Annotated in this window: 18 protein-coding genes; 11 read left to right on the top strand and 7 right to left on the bottom strand. The window is 63.2% G+C overall.

Translation table 11 applies throughout. The features are described from left to right. Positions 1–337 precede the first annotated feature (337 nt). The 5 genes from NMG70_RS11670 to NMG70_RS11650 form a co-directional block, all read right to left on the bottom strand. Positions 338–1,684: an alpha-hydroxy acid oxidase gene (locus NMG70_RS11670; RefSeq protein WP_254024656.1), complete on the bottom strand. Its 1,347-nt coding sequence runs from the start codon at positions 1,682–1,684 to the stop codon at positions 338–340. Positions 1,685–1,696: 12 nt separating this feature from the next. After that, positions 1,697–1,909: a (2Fe-2S)-binding protein gene (locus tag NMG70_RS11665; protein WP_254024655.1), complete on the bottom strand. Its 213-nt coding sequence runs from the start codon at positions 1,907–1,909 to the stop codon at positions 1,697–1,699. 59 nt (positions 1,910–1,968) lie between these two features. Beyond that, complete coding sequence (locus NMG70_RS11660; RefSeq protein WP_254024654.1) at positions 1,969–2,979, bottom strand: MBL fold metallo-hydrolase; 1,011 nt, start codon at positions 2,977–2,979, stop codon at positions 1,969–1,971. 108 nt (positions 2,980–3,087) lie between these two features. Then, positions 3,088–3,501 (bottom strand): cupin domain-containing protein, encoded by a 414-nt coding sequence (locus tag NMG70_RS11655; protein ID WP_254024653.1) that lies wholly within the window; start codon positions 3,499–3,501, stop codon positions 3,088–3,090. 60 nt (positions 3,502–3,561) lie between these two features. Next, on the bottom strand, positions 3,562–4,518 hold the full coding sequence (locus tag NMG70_RS11650; RefSeq protein WP_436798377.1) for an MBL fold metallo-hydrolase: 957 nt from the start codon (positions 4,516–4,518) through the stop codon (positions 3,562–3,564). A 1,317-nt stretch (positions 4,519–5,835) separates the two neighbouring features. On the opposite strand from NMG70_RS11650, the gene NMG70_RS11645 reads away from it, so the two are divergent. From NMG70_RS11645 to NMG70_RS11620, 6 genes are all read left to right on the top strand, one after another. Beyond that, a complete protein-coding gene (locus NMG70_RS11645; RefSeq protein ID WP_254024651.1) occupies positions 5,836–6,609 on the top strand; it encodes an isochorismatase family protein in 774 nt (257 codons plus the stop codon). Between the two features lie 90 nt (positions 6,610–6,699). Then, entirely contained in the window at positions 6,700–7,539 is an 840-nt protein-coding gene (locus tag NMG70_RS11640) for an alpha/beta hydrolase (protein WP_254024650.1), read from the top strand. A gap of 350 nt (positions 7,540–7,889) precedes the next feature. Further along, positions 7,890–8,057 (top strand): hypothetical protein, encoded by a 168-nt coding sequence (locus tag NMG70_RS11635; protein WP_254024649.1) that lies wholly within the window; start codon positions 7,890–7,892, stop codon positions 8,055–8,057. Continuing rightward, entirely contained in the window at positions 8,054–9,268 is a 1,215-nt protein-coding gene (locus NMG70_RS11630; RefSeq protein ID WP_254024648.1) for a macrolide family glycosyltransferase, read from the top strand. Before NMG70_RS11635 ends, NMG70_RS11630 begins: the two co-directional genes overlap by 4 nt. 3 nt (positions 9,269–9,271) lie before the next feature. Beyond that, a complete protein-coding gene (locus NMG70_RS11625) occupies positions 9,272–9,784 on the top strand; it encodes a hypothetical protein (RefSeq protein ID WP_254024647.1) in 513 nt (170 codons plus the stop codon). Beyond that, positions 9,781–10,716, top strand: a complete 936-nt coding sequence (locus NMG70_RS11620) for a hypothetical protein (protein WP_254024646.1) — start codon at positions 9,781–9,783, stop codon at positions 10,714–10,716. Before NMG70_RS11625 ends, NMG70_RS11620 begins: the two co-directional genes overlap by 4 nt. Positions 10,717–11,766: 1,050 nt before the next feature. Here the strand turns inward: NMG70_RS11620 and NMG70_RS11615 are convergent. Next, positions 11,767–12,396 carry a cysteine hydrolase family protein gene (locus NMG70_RS11615; RefSeq protein ID WP_254024645.1) on the bottom strand — a complete coding sequence of 210 codons (630 nt, stop codon included), beginning with the start codon at positions 12,394–12,396 and terminating at the stop codon, positions 11,767–11,769. Positions 12,397–12,853: 457 nt separating this feature from the next. Between NMG70_RS11615 and NMG70_RS11610 the strand changes: the two genes are divergently transcribed. Next, complete coding sequence (locus tag NMG70_RS11610) at positions 12,854–13,114, top strand: ATP-binding protein (protein WP_301555148.1); 261 nt, start codon at positions 12,854–12,856, stop codon at positions 13,112–13,114. A 374-nt stretch (positions 13,115–13,488) separates the two neighbouring features. Here NMG70_RS11610 and NMG70_RS11605 read toward each other — a convergent pair whose 3' ends face one another. Then, on the bottom strand, positions 13,489–15,048 hold the full coding sequence (locus NMG70_RS11605) for a winged helix-turn-helix domain-containing tetratricopeptide repeat protein (RefSeq protein WP_254024643.1): 1,560 nt from the start codon (positions 15,046–15,048) through the stop codon (positions 13,489–13,491). A 239-nt stretch (positions 15,049–15,287) separates the two neighbouring features. Between NMG70_RS11605 and NMG70_RS11600 the strand changes: the two genes are divergently transcribed. From NMG70_RS11600 to NMG70_RS11585, 4 genes are all read left to right on the top strand, one after another. Then, complete coding sequence (locus NMG70_RS11600) at positions 15,288–16,610, top strand: epoxide hydrolase family protein (RefSeq protein ID WP_436798372.1); 1,323 nt, start codon at positions 15,288–15,290, stop codon at positions 16,608–16,610. A 77-nt stretch (positions 16,611–16,687) separates the two neighbouring features. Further along, complete coding sequence (locus tag NMG70_RS11595; RefSeq protein ID WP_254024642.1) at positions 16,688–17,536, top strand: DUF6875 domain-containing protein; 849 nt, start codon at positions 16,688–16,690, stop codon at positions 17,534–17,536. A gap of 65 nt (positions 17,537–17,601) precedes the next feature. Continuing rightward, a complete protein-coding gene (locus NMG70_RS11590) occupies positions 17,602–18,072 on the top strand; it encodes a DUF6130 family protein (protein ID WP_254024641.1) in 471 nt (156 codons plus the stop codon). Between the two features lie 187 nt (positions 18,073–18,259). Continuing rightward, positions 18,260–18,601, top strand: coding sequence for a carboxymuconolactone decarboxylase family protein (locus tag NMG70_RS11585; RefSeq protein WP_254024640.1), 342 nt, complete (start codon positions 18,260–18,262; stop codon positions 18,599–18,601).

The raw sequence follows: 18,601 nt of genomic DNA, 5'->3' as shown, positions 1-18,601 counted from the left end.
CATAGCGACCCGAAACGCGGCCCCGTGCGCGGTACCAGCAACAACCGACGAACTTCCGCCATGAGACTAAACGATCGACCTGGAGGCCGCCAGCCCTTGACATCGGCAATGATCGCGCTCGCCGAAGCGTGGAATCGCGGTTCGACCCTCCCATTCTGCAAGGCGCCGCAAGCCCCTCTTGCTGCGCAAAGCTCAGTTCTCAGTGGCCGCGTGTCAATCACGCAGATCGTCCCAAGAGCGCAGCCCTGGGCGATATCAGCGGCATCGCGCAGTAGAAGCACACTAGAGGCGTGCCGCTCACTGGGCGGGCATGCCATCGGCGTGCAGCCGATCACGGCTAAAGGGCGCTGGTCACGTTGCCCCGCGTGATCTCCTTGATATTCAGCGCTCCCGCCTGCCGCATGATCGTAACGAACTCGGCGTCTAGGATCTCCAGCACGCGGTCCACGCCGGCTTCTCCGAATGAGGCCAGGCCCCACACATAGGGCCGGCCAATGCCGACGGCAGTTGCACCCAGAGCGAGCGCTTTCAACACATCGGTGCCGCGGCGTACGCCCCCGTCGACGAGCACTGGGATGTGGCCGTCCACCGCTTCCACGACCTCAGCCAAAACACCGATCGTCGCCTGTCCGCTCTCTTCGGCGCGGCCGCCGTGGTTGGAAACCAGGATGCCGTCCACGCCGTGACTCAGCGCCCGGCGGGCGTCGTCGCCTGTCATGATACCTTTCAGTAGGAGCTTGCCCTTGACGATCCCGCGCAGGCGATCGACGAATTCCCACGTCATCCCGGTGCCGTAGAGGTTAGTGACTTTCGAGACATCGATATCGAAGAAGTTGGCCTTGCGGCTGACATCGTTGGTGAATCCCGGAGTGTGGCAGGCCGTGCAGTCGCGCTCGTCCAGACGTCGTGCGCGGAACAGGTCCTCGGTGTTGCGGCCGCCCTGCCGGTCCACCGTGAGGACGATCACCGGAGTGCCCGCCGCCTCGGCGCGGTCCACCAGCGCCTGCGTGACGACCCAGTCGTCGGTCGGATAAAGCTGGAACCAAGCCGGCGAGCCGTGCGCCTTGTTCGCGTCGGCGATGCTCGCGTTGTCGACGGTGGAGAGGATCATCTGGTGCTTGCGCTTGCCGGCCGCACGCGCCACAGCGACCCCCGCCTCGGGGTCGTAGGCGCCAAGGCTGCTGACCGGGCAAATGAAGATGGGGCTATCCCAGGTCTCACCGAAGATCTTGACACTGGTGTCGACCTTGCGCGCGTCGATGAGGCGCTTCACGCGAAGGCTGTAACGCTGGTAGGCGGTATGGTTGGCATCGCGCGTTACGTCGCCGTCGACGCCGCTCTCCAGATAGCCCCAGTGCGCCGGCGCGTCCTGGCTGAGGACGGCCTTCTTCGCTGCCGGCTCGAACTCAAACACGTTCAGCGCGTCGCCAGGCGCTGTGATGATGCCGTCCGGGCCAAGCGCTCTTCGAGAACCGCGCAGCACGTCGTAGTTCTGCGCGAACACCTGGCCCGGCGCGGAGGCAAGCAAGCTGGCGATGGCGGAGGCGACCGTGGGCGTCGCGACGAGAGGGCTCGCTGCGAGGAACTTCAGCAACCTGCGCCGCGCGATCATTCTGGGCTCGACAAGTCCATCCAGTTGCGATGGACCTGGGTCATGAGTTCTTGCCGTGCGTTCAGTTTCCATCGTTGTTCTCCTTTATTGCGAGGACGGAGTGCAACCGTTGCGGGATGCTGCACCGGCACCGCCGAGCGCTTCATCCATGAGGCGGCGGATGGTGCGAGCGCACCTGCCGCACTTGGCGCTGCAACCGAGGCAGCGATAGACTTGGCTGGTGGAGCGCGTCCGCTCCGCCTCGACGGCGGAGCGGACATCATGATCGCTCAACACATTGCACGAACAGACGATCATGGCGCGATGGTCCTCGACAGCGATCTTTCAGGCTCGTTGGGCTCTAACCCGATAAGCGGTCAGTACTCCCAGGGGCCTGGCACCCAACGAAAGACATCGCCGTCGACCGCAACATGGCAGACGGACGGGAACGACAGGTGAGTGGCCAGTAGCGACTCGCGGTTCGCCGCCAGCTCCCGCAAAAGGCTGATGCGGACGCGGGCCGCCTCCTCGGGGTCGTGTTCGAAGCCGTTGTACCAGTCCGGGTGCTCAAACCCGACCTGGAACACGGCGTCGCCGGCGAACGTCAGCCGTTGGCCGCCGGACGCCAGGCGGACGACGCTGTGCCCGGGGGTGTGGCCGCCTGTGCGTTGGACGCGCACTCCCGGCGCCACCTCGTGCTCGTCCTCGAACGGCCGCAGTTGGTTGCGGTACTCCTTCAAGAACCGCTTGGCCGACTCCCGAAGCGCGTCCGGAAAGCCCGGCGGCATGGAGACGCGGGAGAAATCAGGCGACTCCGCCCAGAACTTGACCTCGGCGGCCGCCACGTGGATCCGCAGATCCGGACGCAGCACTTCCTTCACCCCGTCGACGAGCAGCCCGCCCATGTGGTCCATGTGCAGGTGGGTCAGCACCACGTCAGTCACGGATGAGAGATCGATGCCGGCGTCGTCCAGTCGCTGAACCAACTTCCCGGCCCTCTTCAAGTCCGGGAACTCGGCCCCGATCCCAGCGTCGACGAGGATGGTCTGGTCACCGCTACGCACCAGCACCACGTTCAGCGCCCACTCGAGCACATCCGGTGGCAGGAACATGTCCTCCAGCCAGGCCTCCCGGACGGTCTTGTCGACGTTGTGGCCCAACATCGCGCCCGGCAGCGATAGCACCCCGTCACTGATCACCGTCACGTCGATCGCGCCGACCTTCAGCGCATAGCGCGACGGGACCAGCTCGGGCTCCGGTCTACCGTGGATGTACTTCGCGTTCACCTTGTCGGCGCAGTGCTTGACCGAGGGGTGTGGGGTGATGTCCAAGTTCCTGCTTGTCTCCTGCTGACCAATCGTGCGGGGTTTTGTTTCTGCCTGCGACATGATGCGCTCCTGTTTTGCGTGATCGAGACGTGTCGGTCGTGAGCGACGTTGCGGACGGACCTGCGCGGGCGCACGGTGACGGAACGCCGCGCGCCGCGGTCCCCGCCCCTAGGGGAACGTCAGGCCGAAAGCGGCCGGATCGGGCTGCTCGCCTTTCCGGGGTACCAAGAAGCGCTCCAGCCCACCCGGCACAAAGCTGGCCAGCAGGGTCGCCTGGTCGCCGACCACCTCGATCGTATGCGGCACACCACGGGGAAGAGCCGCGTAGGCGCCCGGCCCCACCTCGACGCGTTCATCGCCGACCCGCGCGATTAGCTGCCCCTGCACCACGTAGACTAGCTCGTCCTCGCGCGAGTGGGTGTGTATTGGCGGCTCCTCCCCGGCTCGCACCGTCCACAGGACAGCGCCATATTCACCTCCGGACTGGCTGCTCTCCACTTTGATCTCGATGCTCGAGCCCCCGCTCGTGGTCACTGTCTCGCCGCCGTTGGGCGGCGTTAGAACCGGCTTCTGGACTGACATTTGTAGCCTCCTGGTTGTGGACCCTTGTTCGAGTGTGGGAGTGGCGGCGAAAGCCCGCGGTCAGTACTCCCAAGGGCCCGGTACCCAACGAAAGACGTCGCCGTCGATCGCCACATGGCAGACGGACGGGAACGACAGGTGAGTGGCCACCAGCGACTCACGGTTCGCCGCGAGCTCCCGCAGAAGACGGATCCGGGCGCGGGCCGCCTCCTCGGGGAAGTGTTCGAAGCCGTTGTACCAGTCGGGGTGCTCGAACCCGACCTGGAACACGAGGTCGCCGGCGAATGTCAGCCGGTCGCCGCCGGAGGCGAGTCGAACCACGCTGTGCCCGGGGGTATGACCGCCGGTGCGTTGGACGACGACGCCCGGCGCCACCTCGTACTCGTTCTCAAACGTCCGCAGCTTGCCGTGGAACTCTTTCAAGAACCGCTTACCCGTCCGCCGAAGCGCATCCGGGTACCCCGGCGGCATGGCGACGTGAGAGAAATCGGGCGCCTCCCAGAACTCGGCCTCGGCGGCCGCGACGTGGACCCGCAGGTCCGGACGCAGCCGCTCTTTCACCCCGTCGGCGAGCAGCCCGCCACAGTGGTCCATGTGCATGTGGGTGAGCACCACGTCGGTCACGGATGTTGGATCGATGCCGGCATCCTCCAGTCGCTGGGCCAATAGCCCGGCCCGCCGCGCGTCCGGGTACTCCTCCCCCATCCCAGCGTCGATGAGTATGGTTCGGCCGCCGCTACGCACCACGACCGCGTTCAGCGCCCACTCGAGCACATCCGGCGGCAGGAACATGTCCTCCAGCCAGGCTGCCCGGAGGGCCGGGTCGACGTTGTGGCCCAACATCTCGCCTGGCAGCGACAGCACCCCATCGCTGACCACCATTACGTCAATCTCGCCGACCTTCAGCGCGTAGCGCGACGGAACCAGCTCGTGGTGCGGTCTACCGTGGGGGTACCTCGCGTCGATCTTGTCGGCGCAATGCTTGACCGAGGGGTGTGAGATATTGCCCAAGCTCATGTTTCTCATGTTTGTCTCCTGTTGACCGCCTTACCCACGGCCGTATCGGCCACCTGGCGTCTGCGGAGGAGATTGCGCTGCCGCGGCCTGCGCGACCATCGAACGGAAGCATCGGTCATGCCATGCGAAGGTCCAAGGCAGACCCGTCGCGAGCATGGGTGATCTCGCGCAAACGTCGGAAGGCGCCGCTTTGAGCAGCGAACAGCGGCTGTGCCTCTTGCCTGTCGGCGGTACACCCAGCGCGTAGGAGATCCTTTACCGCGGTATTAGTCGTCCACGGCCTTGATGCAGTCGACTGCACGCGTGCCCTCAATATAGCGTTCTCCGTATGGCTCTGATCGCCATGCTGGTCGATCGAGCAAACGAGGAACACGGGCATGTCGCCACCGACAGTCCGGCACGACTAATGATGGCGCTGCGCAATGGACGCTTCCCACCGGTGGCGTGCAGGGTGCTTGCTCGTCCGGCAGCGGCGGCGAAGCACGCGCTAGTGGCAAGCTCCGATCGAACTGAGCGACACAATGCACGACCAGATCGACTGGAAGGAAAAGCATCCATGAGACGGATAGCCATGCTTGTTGCAATGAGCATTCTCGCCACTCATGCAGCAGCAATCGAGAGGCACAACGTATCGCAAATGTCGCGCGAGGCGGTCGGTAGGGCCCTTCAATCGGAGCACCGATCCATCCTTCGATACCACTCAGCACGCGTAGATAAATTGATGCTCTACGACATATACGTGCGTGATTATCGGTCTTGCAAACCCGGCGAAGCAGCCGTGCCGACGCGCGTACCGGCTAAGGACGGTCTATACAGAGTCCTCCGATGTGCAACGGTGACCAGGTCGTTTTCGCGCCTTTGAAGGCTTTCTTCCGAATCTTCGGCGGTAGCGAAACAGTTGCAGCCACCCCGCAGCGCGTCCTGGTTGGCTGTGACGTGCAGGGGACCTATCCATACGATCATAGAGGTCATCACCTGAAAGCCCCTCCTGCAAGCTGGGCGGACCGGTGCGCCATGAGCCCCAGAGCCGAATGAGGCCCCCGTTGAGGGGGGATTACTGTCCAGACGGTGAACGCCGGTATGACACCGGTATGTTCTAGGCGAAAGCGGTGGCGATGACGCAGCGGAGGGCGTCGTCGGCTGTGCTCGGCCCGCGGCTGACGCCATTGCGCCGCATCCTTCGAGATGACAGACCTATGCCGCGGTATCGACCGCCCTCTTCCTTGATCCGATCGACCACAACCATCCTTCAACCGTAGTGTCATCGACATAGCAATCGATCGACAATTGTCGAAGGGCCAAGGACGAGGTTCCCCCATGTTCGCAATGCAGAAATCCGCAATCAACAAGATGATACTTGCCGGCATTCTATCAGTCTCCGTTCTTTCACCTGCTTCTACCGCACTGGCTCAATCCCCTGAAGCCAGCGTCCGATCGAGCATTCTTCCCACAGGAGGTGGGGCAGCGCTGCTTGATCCGTCGGACACTGTATTTCTGCTGCTCGATCACCAGGCGGGTCTATTCCAAACCGTGAAGGACATTACGGTCGCTGAACTTCGGTCCAATACCGTGACGCTTGCGAAGCTCGCCACGCTGATGAAAATCCCCGTGATCACAACGGCGTCCGAGCCGAACGGCACCAACGGGCCGCTCATGCCGGAGATTCACGAATTCGCGCCCCATGCTGTCTATGTCGCTCGCAAGGGCGAAGTGAACGCCTGGGATAACGAAGACTTCGTGAAGACAGTGGAGGCTACTGGTCGGAAGACCCTCATAATGGCAGGGGTGTGGACCAGCGTTTGTGTGGCGTTTCCAGCGCTGGACGCAAAATTGGCTGGATACAAGGTCTACGCTGTCATGGATGCTTCGGGCGACGTCAGCGAGATGGCGAACCGGACGACACTGGCACGCCTCGTCCAAGGCGGCGTCATACCTGTGACGACCAACGCGGTGCTTTCGGAAGTGCACCGCACCTGGAATCGTCCGCAAGCGTCCGAGATTGGCAAGCTCTACGGTCACGTGTCGCCGAACTATTCAGCCGTCATGGAGAGCTACGTCAAGGCTCAGGAGGTCGCAAGGCAGTCCAAGTAGGCTGGCGATGGCTGCAAGCTTCATCCGATAGCAGGATGACCACGCAATGTACGCTGCCCCAGTTGCTAAGCAGAACCGAAGGAGTAACCAATGTCCAAAACTATCATGCTGATCCATGGCGCCTGGCTGAACGCCCACAGCTGGGAAGGCTTCAAGGCCCGCTACGAAACTAGGGGCTACACCGTCATCGCCCCGTCCTGGCCGCTCGACGACCGCTCTCCGGCCGAGCTACGTGCGTCCCCGAACCCCGCTCTCGCCCAGGTCGGCATCAACGAAATCATCAATCACTACGATCGCCTCATCCGCGCGCTGCCCGAGCCGCCCATCCTGATCGGACACTCGTTCGGCGGCACCGTCACGCAGCACCTGCTTGACCGCGGGCTTGGCGTGGCCGGCGTCGTTATCGACCCCGCGCCGACGTCCGGCGTGCTGGTCGGATGGCAGACCATCAAGTCAACCTTCCCCGTGTTCTTGTCCTGGGGAAGCTGGAGCCGCGTCATGACCATGTCGCGCAGGTTCTTCAGCACGCGCTTCGCACAGACCGTGCCGTCGGCGCAGGTCGATGCCATGTACGACCGTTACACCGTCCCCACGCCCGGGAAGATCTACTGGGACGGTCTGGTCTCGGCCGCAGGCAAGATCCGCTGGGACAACCCAAACCGCGCGCCTCTGTTGCTCATAGGCGGCGGCATCGACCTCATTGCCCAGGCCAAGATGACCAAAGCCATGTTCGAGAAGCAGAAGCAGGCGCCGTCGAACACCGAGCTCAAAATCTATCCCAACCGCTCGCACTGGACCTGTATTCAGGCCGGCTGGGAGGAGGTCGCGGACTTCGCGCTCGACTGGGCTGTGAAGAACGCCCGCGCGCCCCAAGGTTCTGCCGCTAGAGTCGCCAGCCACCCTGGGGATCGGCAGATCTTGATCGAGTGATGCGCTAATCAAAAAAGGCGTAGGGACGTCATAAATCAAGCAAAACCGAGTTTCATGTGCGTGCTGACAACACCTGGTTGCCGAGGTTCGGAACGCACGAGAAACGCCAGGACAAGGAGCCGGTCGATGACCCAGAACAACTGTCGCTTTGCAGTTAATTGTGACAATCGCTTATCAACGATTTCAGTCGGTTAGGCGTGCACTTAATGTGAGAATTTGCACTTAATTTGATAATCAAACCGGGCCATTGATGAAGGTGTTTGGGGTCTGAGATGTCGCAGCGAAAGCTAAGACTGATGCTTTCCAGTCGGTCCGTTAAGACGGATCTAGACGACGGTGCTGGCGGAACGATGGCGCTGGTGGTTGCCTGGCCCGCGCTCCGGGACTCCAGCCACTCCCGCCGGCTGACCGACGCCGCGCTGCTCTCCGCGAACCGGTTCCTCGACGAGCTGGTCATCACCGGCCCCGGCCTGTACCGGCGCGAGCCGGTGGCGGCGGCACCCGGAGGCCGTCGATGAGCACCGTCTCGTTCCTCAACATCGGCATGCACGGGTACATCAACCCGACGCTCCCGGTCGTGGCAGAGCTCGCCCGGCGTGGTCACACGGTGACCTACCACACCTCCCCCGCGTTCGCGGCCCAGATTAAAGCCGCTGGTGCGAAGGTTAACCTCTACTCCGGGGGCGACCTGCCCCTGCCGGATCCGCCGATCCCCCTCGCGATGCTGGAAGAGCTTGCGCGGACCGCCCTCGGCCTGCTGCCCGGCGTGCTCTCGGACCTCCGCGGCACCCGGCCCGACCTGATCGTGCATGGGGCGGCCTGTCCATGGGGCGCGGTGGCCGCGCGTGAGCTCGGTGTGCCGGCGGCGGCAACGTTCACCACGTTCGCCTTCAACAGGCAGGTGCCCAGCCCCACCGGCATCTCCCGCGAGTTGGTGGCCGCCGCGGCGGCCCGTCCTCGCATCGGCTGGGGTTACGTCCGCGCGCGCTGGGCCCTGCACCGCGGCTACGACACCGGCGGGCTGCCTCTGACCGACCTGATGAACGCGCGCGAGCCGCTGAACCTGGTCTTCACCTCCAGCGCGTTCCAGCCCGGAGCCGACGCGTTCGACCCCTCGTACCGGTTCGTCGGGGCGAGCGTCGGTTCCCGCCTGACCGATCCAGGGTTCGACGCCGTCCGGCTGGAGGACCCCGTGCTGTACGCGTCGCTAGGCACGGTGTTCGAAGCGGGGCCCGCCCTGCTGCGGACCTTCGCGACCGCGCTGGCACCGCTGGGCGGCACCGTTGTCGTCTCGACCGGGCACACGGAACCGGCAGACCTGGGTCCGCTGCCGGCCAACGTGCTGGCCCGCCGATCCGTGCCGCAGCTCCAGGTGCTGGACCGGGCGGCGCTCTTCGTGACGCACGGCGGCATGAACAGTGTCAACGAGGCGATGCGGGCCGGGGTGCCGACGCTCGTCGTGCCACAGGGCGCGGACCAGCCGCTGGTAGCCCGGCGGGTCGTCGAGCTCGGTGCTGGCCTCGCGCTCCGCACGGACGACGCCACTGCGGAGACGGTGCACGCGCTCGCCCGGAGTCTGCTGGACGAGCCGAGCTTCCGCGAGGCGGCAGCCGCACAGGGCGCCGCACAGCAGCAGGCCGGCGGCGCCCGGCGTGCCGCCGACGAGCTCGAGCGGTACCTCGACGACGCGCGCAGAGGCACCGCGACCGATCGAGCACGGGGTCGCTGAACCATGTCGACGACCGTCGTCGTCCTGCTGGTCCTCGCCGGTCTGTCCGAGAGTGCCGGGCGGGTGCTGCCCCTGGTGGCGCGCAGGCCCAGGCTGTCCCCGCGGCTCGTGGCTGGGCTGATGGTGACCGGCACCGTCGTCGAAGGCACGGTGATCGCGCTGTGGCCCCTCGCCGCGTGGACCGTCGCCGACCTGGTGCAGCCGGTCGTGGCGCCTGACGCGGCCCCGCTGCCCGGCACGAGCGGGCTGGCCTGGACACCCGCCCTGGTCGCCCCGCTGCTCTTGGCCGCCGTCCTCGCGTTCCCGCTCCTCGGGCCGTTCCTGCACATCCTGCTAGTGGCCGGTGTCGGGGCAGGGCTGGTCGGCCCGCTCGCCGCGGAGTCGGGACTGGGTTGGTGGACCACGGCCGGGTGCATCGCCGTCGCGGGGGTCGGGCTCGCCGCCACGGTCGAGGTGGTCCGGCGGCTGATCGCGAGGATCATCGCCGGCGCGCGGGAGCCGGAGGCGATCGTGTGAGCGAGCTCCTCCTGCTCGTCGCCCTCCTGGCGCTCGGCCCGTTCCTGCTTGCCGAGGGCTTGCTCGCCCGCTACGAGCTGATGGTCTACACCATCGGCCGGCGCGCACCGGCCGCCACGCTCCCACCGGAGGTGCCCTACGCCAGGGGTGCCGATCCAGGGCGACCGCCGGACGCCTACTTGGTCTACCTGGACGGGATCGGCAAGCGCCGCTTCACCGATACGCGCGACGGCGGCCAGCTCGTCAAGGCCGTCATCGCCGGAGCACCGGAGCTGCGCGTGCTGGGCCAGGTCCAGCCCTACTCGCCCCTGGCGGACCCGCTCGTAGGGCGCCCGGTGTGGGACTGGCTCCGGCGGCACGTCGGTATCACGCTGTTCCTGCACAACGTCATGCAGACCTTTGTGGCCGCCGACCGCCGGTACCGCCCGCTGTACAACCGGGCAGTGGGTGCACAGATCGCCGACCAGCTCCGGCTCGCGGGCTACGAGCCCGCCAGCGGCATACCGGTCGTCCTGCTCTGCTACAGTGGTGGCGCCCAGGTGGCCACCGGCGCGGTCGAGGAGCTCTTCAACCAGCTCCGCTCTCCGCTGTGGCTGATCACGCTCGGCGGTTTCCACAACGGCGCCAACGACCTCACGCATGCGCTCCACCTGTACCGGCTCACCAGCGCGAACGACTGGATCGAGCGGGTGGGCATCGGACTCTTCCCCCAGCGCTGGCGTCTGTGGCGGCGCAGCGCCTGGAACCGGGCCCTGGACGCCGGGAAGGTCACGGTGCGCTCGCTCGACCCGGCAGCCCACATCGGCCCGCAGAGCTACATCAGCCCGACGGCGCGGCTCGCCGACGGGCGCAGCTATCTCGACCGCACCACCGAGACCGTGATCGAGATCATCCGACGCTACTGCAAGGCGAAAATGATCGGAGGGAGATAAAGCTACGAATTGAGGCTGAAACCTTCATCGACGAGAGCTTGGTTGAAGCCTGCATCAACGAAGGTTCCGTTGCTCAACACAACCCGCTTGCGTGGGAGGATTGCGCCAACCGGCAATTCGGTTCGACCTGCATATTTAGCATCTAAGACGGCTCTGGGGAGCGGGAAGAAGGTGGGAGGCAAGCCGGATCCGGAAAGTTTGCGGTCAGTTTTGCGACCCTGTTCCAGCGCCAAATGTGGGTTAATAAGGCCGGGAGCGTCAACCACTGCCCACGTGGCACCACTCATCTGTGACGCTGAGTTGGCCCACGCCGAACTCCTGCAGAAAGTGAGTGAATTCGGCAAGGAGCGCACGAATTGTGCCGCGAAGGTGGCAGCTTGGCGCATTCAACTAGCTTGCGGACGTATGGCCTCGCGCATTTGCAATCTGCAGCTATGTAGTCTAACAAATTGAAACTTATATAGAAATAGGCGCGCCCGGCGAGATTCGAACTCACGACCTCTTCGTTCGCGCCCCTAGCCTTCCGAAGGCAAGCTTGGTGCAACCCGTTGCAAAACCGCTTTCAGCGGCTGAGGGCGCCAAGAGTTCGCTCAGCCCTTCAGCGTCATGATGCGCGTCGTCAGATAACATGAAAGAACGTCCAAAGGTGTCACCGCTCACGGGATCGAAACGCGGTCAACGCCGGCAGCGCCTACAAGATGGTGGACAGCCGGGCTCGCGGTTGAGATTACGGAGCAGCTCAAGCTGTCCGACGCGATTTCCTGTTCCGACCTATGCAGACCTTCCCTAAAGGGGAGATCAAGGGAAATTCATGACCCAGAGTGACGTCCGACTGGCGACAACTTTGCGCCAATGTCGGCCGTTAAGGTCAGCTTTGCCGCCGCCTGGGAGCGGACATAGCCGGCGACCGCTCTGGAAGTCGCGGTTGCGCGCCATGATCGGTCACTCCTCGATACCATTCGGATGGTCCGTTTATGCACCTACTAACTCATTGGCACCGCAGCTGCGGCAGGCGTATTGATAGGCGTTTAATTGCCTTTCTCCCTTTGATCAGGCTCCCTTGGCCAAGGCTGCGATCAGTTCGGCTGTTGTCAGGATGGCGTGGGCGAAGGCAGGGCCGTTCAGCTCGTGCGCGGCGTGCATCATTTCGTGCGAGAAGGCGGCCGTCGCGTCGCGCACCAGGGTAACATGATAGCCGAGCTCCATGGCGAAGCGGGCGGTCGACTCTATGCATGTGTTGGCCAGCAGTCCGACGACGATTACATGGGTAACTCCCTTCTGCTTCAGCCGGAAATCCAGGTCGGTGTTGGCGAAACCGCTTTGCCCCCAGTGCTCCTGGGCAACGATATCGCCTGGCTTCGGCGCGAAGTCGGGATGCCAATCGCCGCCCCACTCGCCGCGCGCGAAATGGTGGGCTTGCATGATCCGTTGCTGAGAGGGGTTCGGATGGTCCCAGTCCTCATAGTCACCTGGCTCCCACCGCCGGTGCGGCACGATGACCACTTGGATGCCCGCCGTCCGTACGGCGCTGTCCAGCCGGCGCAGATTATCAAGCAGCCCGACTTCATCGGCGATCGGTTTCAGGCGCGGATAAGACTTCCCGCCCTCAGACAGGAAGTCGTTGTAGGGATCTACGAGGAGGAGTGCGGTCCTCTCGCGAGGGTAGGCGATTTCGACCATCGGCATCATCTCCTTGGCTAGACGAGGCGGTGTCAAATTTCCGCAATGGGCTGACATTCGCCGCCCGTGTAGACTAGTCCGCCGGTTTTGCATCGTGTTGGCCAGTTCGCTACGCGACCGACCTGGTGGACCTCTCGGCACGCAATACTACCGCGATCGCAGGTATTCTGGACAATTCTGGACAAGACCCCAAGGCAAAATTGAGGTCGTCTGAAAGTCTTTCAGCTCAGCGTGGTCCATCCTCCACCCATCAGTCTCGGATGGAGAAAGGAGTTGTGCCATGAAACTGCGAGCGCTTGGAAAACGGCTGGCATCTGCAGTCCGTGAGTTCATTGCACCGAGCTACCGGCCGGAACTTCACTACATGCGGGGGCCAGGCCCGGCGTTCGAACGTCGAGCGATCATGGTTGAAGCAAGAAGCGCCCGGCCGATGTTGAGAGGCGAACGGAAATGACCGGTGCGTCGTGGATGTCGCTTCATCGATAGCGGTATTGGAATGACGCAGGAGACGATGGTCCGCGCCTTCGATCCTTTGTTCACCACGAAGGGGAAGGGTCTTGGCGGTATCAGCTTACCGATGGTGAAACGCTTCGCCGAGGAAACAGGCGGAAGCGTCGATCTTGAGAGCACCTTCGGGTCGGGCACAACAGTGATACTGAGATTGCCCGCGATGCAAGATCGACAGGATTATCTGCAAGACGACAGGAGTGTTCGATGACTAGCATTCTCGTACTGTGGGTATGTCTCTCGACGGGGCAGCAATGCCAACCGATGATAGGAGAACAAATGCAGTTTATGGATTGCCTCATGACGGGGCAAGTCAAGGCTGCTGACTTCATCAACAAGAACCCCCAATATCAACTCAAGAAGTATGCTTGTGTCGAGCCTCGGCGGGTCCAGGCGATTCTCGGAAGGACAATAGCATAACTATCATCTGGGCACTGGCCGAATTCGCGATCGACGCCAGGCGATCGTCAACCGTCTTCTCGTAGGGCCAGTCATTCTCGCCAGGGCGACAATGACTTCTGCAACCACCCGCGGGTACACAGTTGCCCACGCGTCGATTGCGACCGTTGCCACGTCCCACCGCCGCTATCCGTCCCAACCTGCTTTGCGCAGTCCATCGATGAAAGCCGCGCGGTGGGCAGGATCGGCGTAAGGATATGACACGTCCCATCGTTTTTCGGCATCCTTTGGCATTCGGCGGCGCATTTGAGCGAGCGCGGCCTGCCCTTCGCTCACTTGGCCGAGCTGGCCACAACAGGCGGCGAGTACCCGGTACGCCATGCGCGTGGGCCGAAGTCCGATGCCGGTGCGCGCGATCTCCGCAGCCTTCGCGTAGTGCCCTTGGTGGTAATGCGCCAGCGCCAGATGGATGCAGAAAACGTATGTCAACGGATCGTACGGGCTCAGGCGCATCGCTAGCTGGAACGATTCAATCGCCTGCTCGAACTTGCCGAGAAAGAGGCGCGCCCAGCCCAGGACGAAATGGCACATTGCGAAATTCGGTGCTAGGTCGACTGCTCTCTGCGCCGACGCTAAGGAATACCCGTGATCCAGATTCAGCAGGCTGTGCGATGCCTGCAAGAAGTGTGCCGTGGGATCCTTGTCGTCGAGCTCGACGGCGCGGCGCGCCGCTTCGTACCCTGCTTGCCGGTCGGCGTCGATGTTTTCACTCCAATCCGAAAGGATTCTTTGGATAAAGACCGCCGACAAGCCAACATGCCCCTGTGCGTATGTCGGGTCCAGATCGATCGCCCCTCGCATGAAAGCCTCGGCTGCGGCATTGTCTTCGGCAGTTGACTGGTAGAAGTGCCACATGCCCCGCGCGCATTGATCCCATACGTCCATAGTTTCGGGTTTCTTGCGGATCGCTCGCTGCCGCTCGACCTTCCGCAGCTCGGGCTCGATCGCGCCCACTACGCTTCCAGTGATCTCATCCTGCACCAGGAAAGTGTCGGCGAGCTTGCGATCATAGCGCTCAGCCCACAAATGAGCGCCGGTAGCCGCCTCGATGAGCTGCGCTGTGATGCGCAATTGGTCGGCGGCCTTCCGCACGCTGCCTTCAAGCACGTAGCGCACTCCCAGCTCATGCCCGATTTGCCTTATGTCGGTGGCTCGACCCTTGTATGTGAAGCTTGAATTGCGGGCGATGACGAACAGCCAGCGCATGCGTGACAAAGCCGTGATGATCTCCTCCACGATGCCATCAGCGAAGTATTCCTGCTCGGGATCACCGCTCAGATTGGCAAATGGCAGAACCGCTATCGAAGGCTGAACCGGCAGCACGGGAGGTGTAAGCTGCCCGGAAGACAAAGGTAGCGGCGCTGCCATAGGCTCCTTTCGTTCGCTCACCGCGCCCACAAATCGCAAGCCCTTGCGCGGCAGCGTCTTGATGAGGCGCTGTGCTTCGCCGCTGTCGCCGATTGCGCTACGGGCCGCATTGATGCGTGTAGTCAATGCGGATTCCGAAACAATCCGTCCGTGCCAGATTGCGGCCAGGATGTCGTCTTTGCTGACGACCCGATCACGGTTGCATATCAGGTAGGTCAGAAGATCGAAAACCTGAGGCTCGAGGGAGATCAGGCCCCCCGCGCCACGAAGTTCACGGCGGTCGGTGTCGAGAGAGAGATCATCAAATAGGAACAGCACCGGCGACTCCAACGGCCGCTTAGGTCAGTGGGAGATTAGCACATCGGATACGCTAACCTGAAGGCCTCCTTAAGAGGAAATGAAGGTCCTCTGAAAGCGCGCCGAGCAGCGACCCGCTAGACACGATTTGGCAGGCCTATGTCTGCTCGCGAATTGCAGCGTATGGCCGGTATCGAAGCTGGCTGAAGGAGTGCCGACTTACTCAACGCTCCGGCAGCAACGAACAAAGGAGACTTGCCTTGTCCACCAATTCATCATCAACACTGCCATCGCCGACGCGGCGCGATCTTATTCTCGCATCTGCTGCCGTCGGCGCAATCAGCATCCTTCCCGGGACGCTGCGCGCAGCCACGGCGGTCGGCAGCGCAATCCGCCCGTTTCGCGTTCATGTGCCGGACGCGGACCTAGCCGACTTGAAGCAGCGTCTCGTGGCGACCCGCTGGCCCGACAAGGAGACGGTCATCGATCATTCGCAGGGCGCGCAGCTAGTGAAGCTCCAAGAGCTCGTCCACTATTGGGCGACGGACTATGACTGGCGCAAGGGCGAGGCGAAACTGAACGCCTTCCCGCAGTTCAAGACGATTATCGACGGAGTGGACGTCCACTTCATCCACGTCCGCTCGCGCCACCCGAACGCGATGCCGCTGATCGTGACGCATGGTTGGCCCGGCTCGATCTTCGAGCAGATCAAGATCATTGGTCCGCTCACCGACCCAGCCGCGTACGGCGGCCGGGCCGAAGACGCCTTCGATGTCGTGGTTCCTTCCCTGCCGGGCTACGGCTTTTCGTCTCGACCCAACGAGGTCGGATGGGGCGTCGAGCGCATCGGCCGTGCTTGGGACGTGCTGATGAAGCGGCTGGGGTACACGCGCTACGTCGCCCAGGGCGGCGACTGGGGAGCGGGCGTCGTCGAGGCGATGGCGCGCCAAGCGCCGACAGGACTGCTCGCCATCCACACCAATCTCCCGGCGGTGTTCCCGCCTGACGCTGCCGACGCGATCGCGACAGGCGGGCCCGCGCCTGCGGGTCTGACCGTGAAGGAGCGCGCGGAATTCGATGCCATGCAAGGGTTCATCAAGAACGGGGGCTGGGGTTACCTGACGATGATGAGCGCGCGACCGCAAGCCGTCGGCTACGGCTTGACGGACTCCCCCGCCGGCCTGGCGGGGTGGATGCTCGTGCACGGCGGGTTCGGCAAGTGGACCTACGGCAAGGACCCGGAGCAGCGGCCGACACCGGACGAGGTGCTGGACAACTTCTCGCTGCACTGGTTGACCAACACCGTATCCTCCGGGGCGAGGCTCTACTGGGAGAATCGCGATCAGAACCTCATCAGTGCTGCCGCGCAAAAGACCGATGAGATCGCGGTCCCGGTCGCGATCACGACGTTCCCGGACGACGATCTCTTTCGAGCCCCGGAGACGTGGGCGCGCCGCGCCTTCCCGAGCTTGATCTACTTTCACGACGCCGAAAGGGGCGGCCACTTTCCCGCCTGGGAGGAGCCGATGATTTTCACCCGCGAGCTCAGGGCGGCGTTCAAGCCGCTGCGTGAACTGAACTGAGACGAGAGCGCGGTGGCGCTGGCCGCCGCGCTCTTCTCCAACTGACAAACCGAGGCACAAAACCTGAGGAGAATGCGATGACTACGCGCATCAAGACGCCTGCTGGTGTTGCAGCTGGCAAGTCGATCACCACGGGAGCCCCGCAGAGCGCGGGAACAATGCACGACGGCTCGCTAGGAGGCAGTTCGATGCCACAGGCCGCCAATCTTTTCCTCCCCACGCATCTTGAGGATGTCAGTAGAACGAAGAAGCTAGCGGGAAGCGATCTAAGCGCGCTTCACGCCGTCGCAGACTGGATCAAGACCTTCGTGGCCAGGCCTCACAAGGATCTCGGCCGCGCTGGACCTGTGTGCCCGTTCGTGCCTCGGGCCGATGAACTTAAAACACTTTGGCTAGCTCCTGAGCGAATAGCCAACCTGAGTGTGCCGGACACTGTCCAGCTCATAAGCGTCTACCAGAAACTGTTCTTGGAAGCACAACCTGCTGACGGAGACGATGCGATCTACAAATCAATCGTCGTTGTTTTCACCGATTTGTCGGCCGATCAAGCAAAGGATCTTTTCGACGAAATCCTGCAGCATCTTGGAGTCCCGTCTTATGCAGAAGCCGGACTGGTGCTGGGAGGGTTTTACGAAACCAACGAAGGGTTTGCGCTATACAACCCCAGCTTTCGACCGTTCACAGCGCCTGTGCCGTTCCTGCTGATCAGACCCGCGGTCATCAGCGACTGGAAGTTCTTTTTGGACAACGAGGATCGGCTCAACCTTTGGGCGCGTCGCTATCGAGAGTCCGCAGCCCCAGCTCTCGCTGAGGAACTACGCCGCTTGCCGTGGCGCGAGAGGCGGAACCAATTCGAAGACGCATACCAAGAGTCGTCCGGAGATCGTCCACCAGCTACGTCCCGGACGCAAACGTCGCCGAGCTAAAGCGGCGCCGCGCGGCGGCCCGCTGGCCTGACAAAATCCTGCACTCATCAAAGAAGGACAATGCCATGACTCTCATCAAGACCCTTGCCGCTGTCGCGGCTGGCACCATGCTCGCCACGAGCGCCTTTGCCCAGAGCGCGAGGGAGATCCGCGGCGCTTCCCCGTATGTCGCCATCGAGAACGAGCCTGCGCCCAAGCTGATTGTGGATCCCCCGCTTCCGGAGGGGCTGACCATAGGCGTCTACTGGGCCCAGTACCGGGTGGAGAACCTGCGCATCGTACCCGTGTTCGGGGCGGGCGCCCTCCAGGTATCTCCACGTATCGGGCATCTGCACGTCATTGTCGACGACTTGCCCTGGTGGTGGGCGGATGCGAGTGACAACAACACAGTCGACATAGCCGGGCTGCCGCCTGGCGAGCACAAGGTGAAGATCGCGCTGGTGGACGCTAATCACAACGTCATCCCCGGACAGGAGGTGACTCATACGTTCACCGTGCCCGAGTCGGCGAAGCTAACGCACGATCATCACGACTAGGAAGTGCCCAGCACCTGCAGTCGGCAACGCCGGAGCAGGTCAGCGAGCTTGCACTGCAAGCCGGGCGGCTGGGATTGTCAGCCGCGCCCAACCCGAGTGGCTCATCCTGAGCGGGGAGCGCCATCCCCGTACTTTGTTTCCGCCACCGGCCACTTCAAACCCGAACACCGCAACTGGAGTCATTCTGATGCTCGACTGGAAGAAAAAGCTTCTGGACATCAATCTCCGCCTCAAGGAAATGTCCACCAGGACACCTGATACTATCAAAGGCGCAACTCTCCTGGCTGGCGCGGGCGCAAAAACCGGCCACCTCGAAGCGAAGATGCGCGAACTTATCGCGCTCGCTGTTGCTGTGACCACTCGCTGCGACGGTTGCATCGCCGCTCACTCTGCCGAGGCGGTAAAGCTTGGCGCCACTGATGATGAAATCGCCGAGGCGCTCGGTGTCGCCATCAACCTCAATGCAGGCGCTGCGCTGGTCTACAGCACACACGTTCTCGATGCCGTGGACAGTCTCAGGCACGCATAA

Source organism: Mesorhizobium ventifaucium, assembly GCF_935822925.1.
Classification (GTDB): domain Bacteria; phylum Pseudomonadota; class Alphaproteobacteria; order Rhizobiales; family Rhizobiaceae; genus Mesorhizobium; species Mesorhizobium ventifaucium.
The sequence above is the reverse complement of the archived record's forward strand: the minus strand, read 5'-3'. Positions and strand labels throughout refer to the sequence as shown.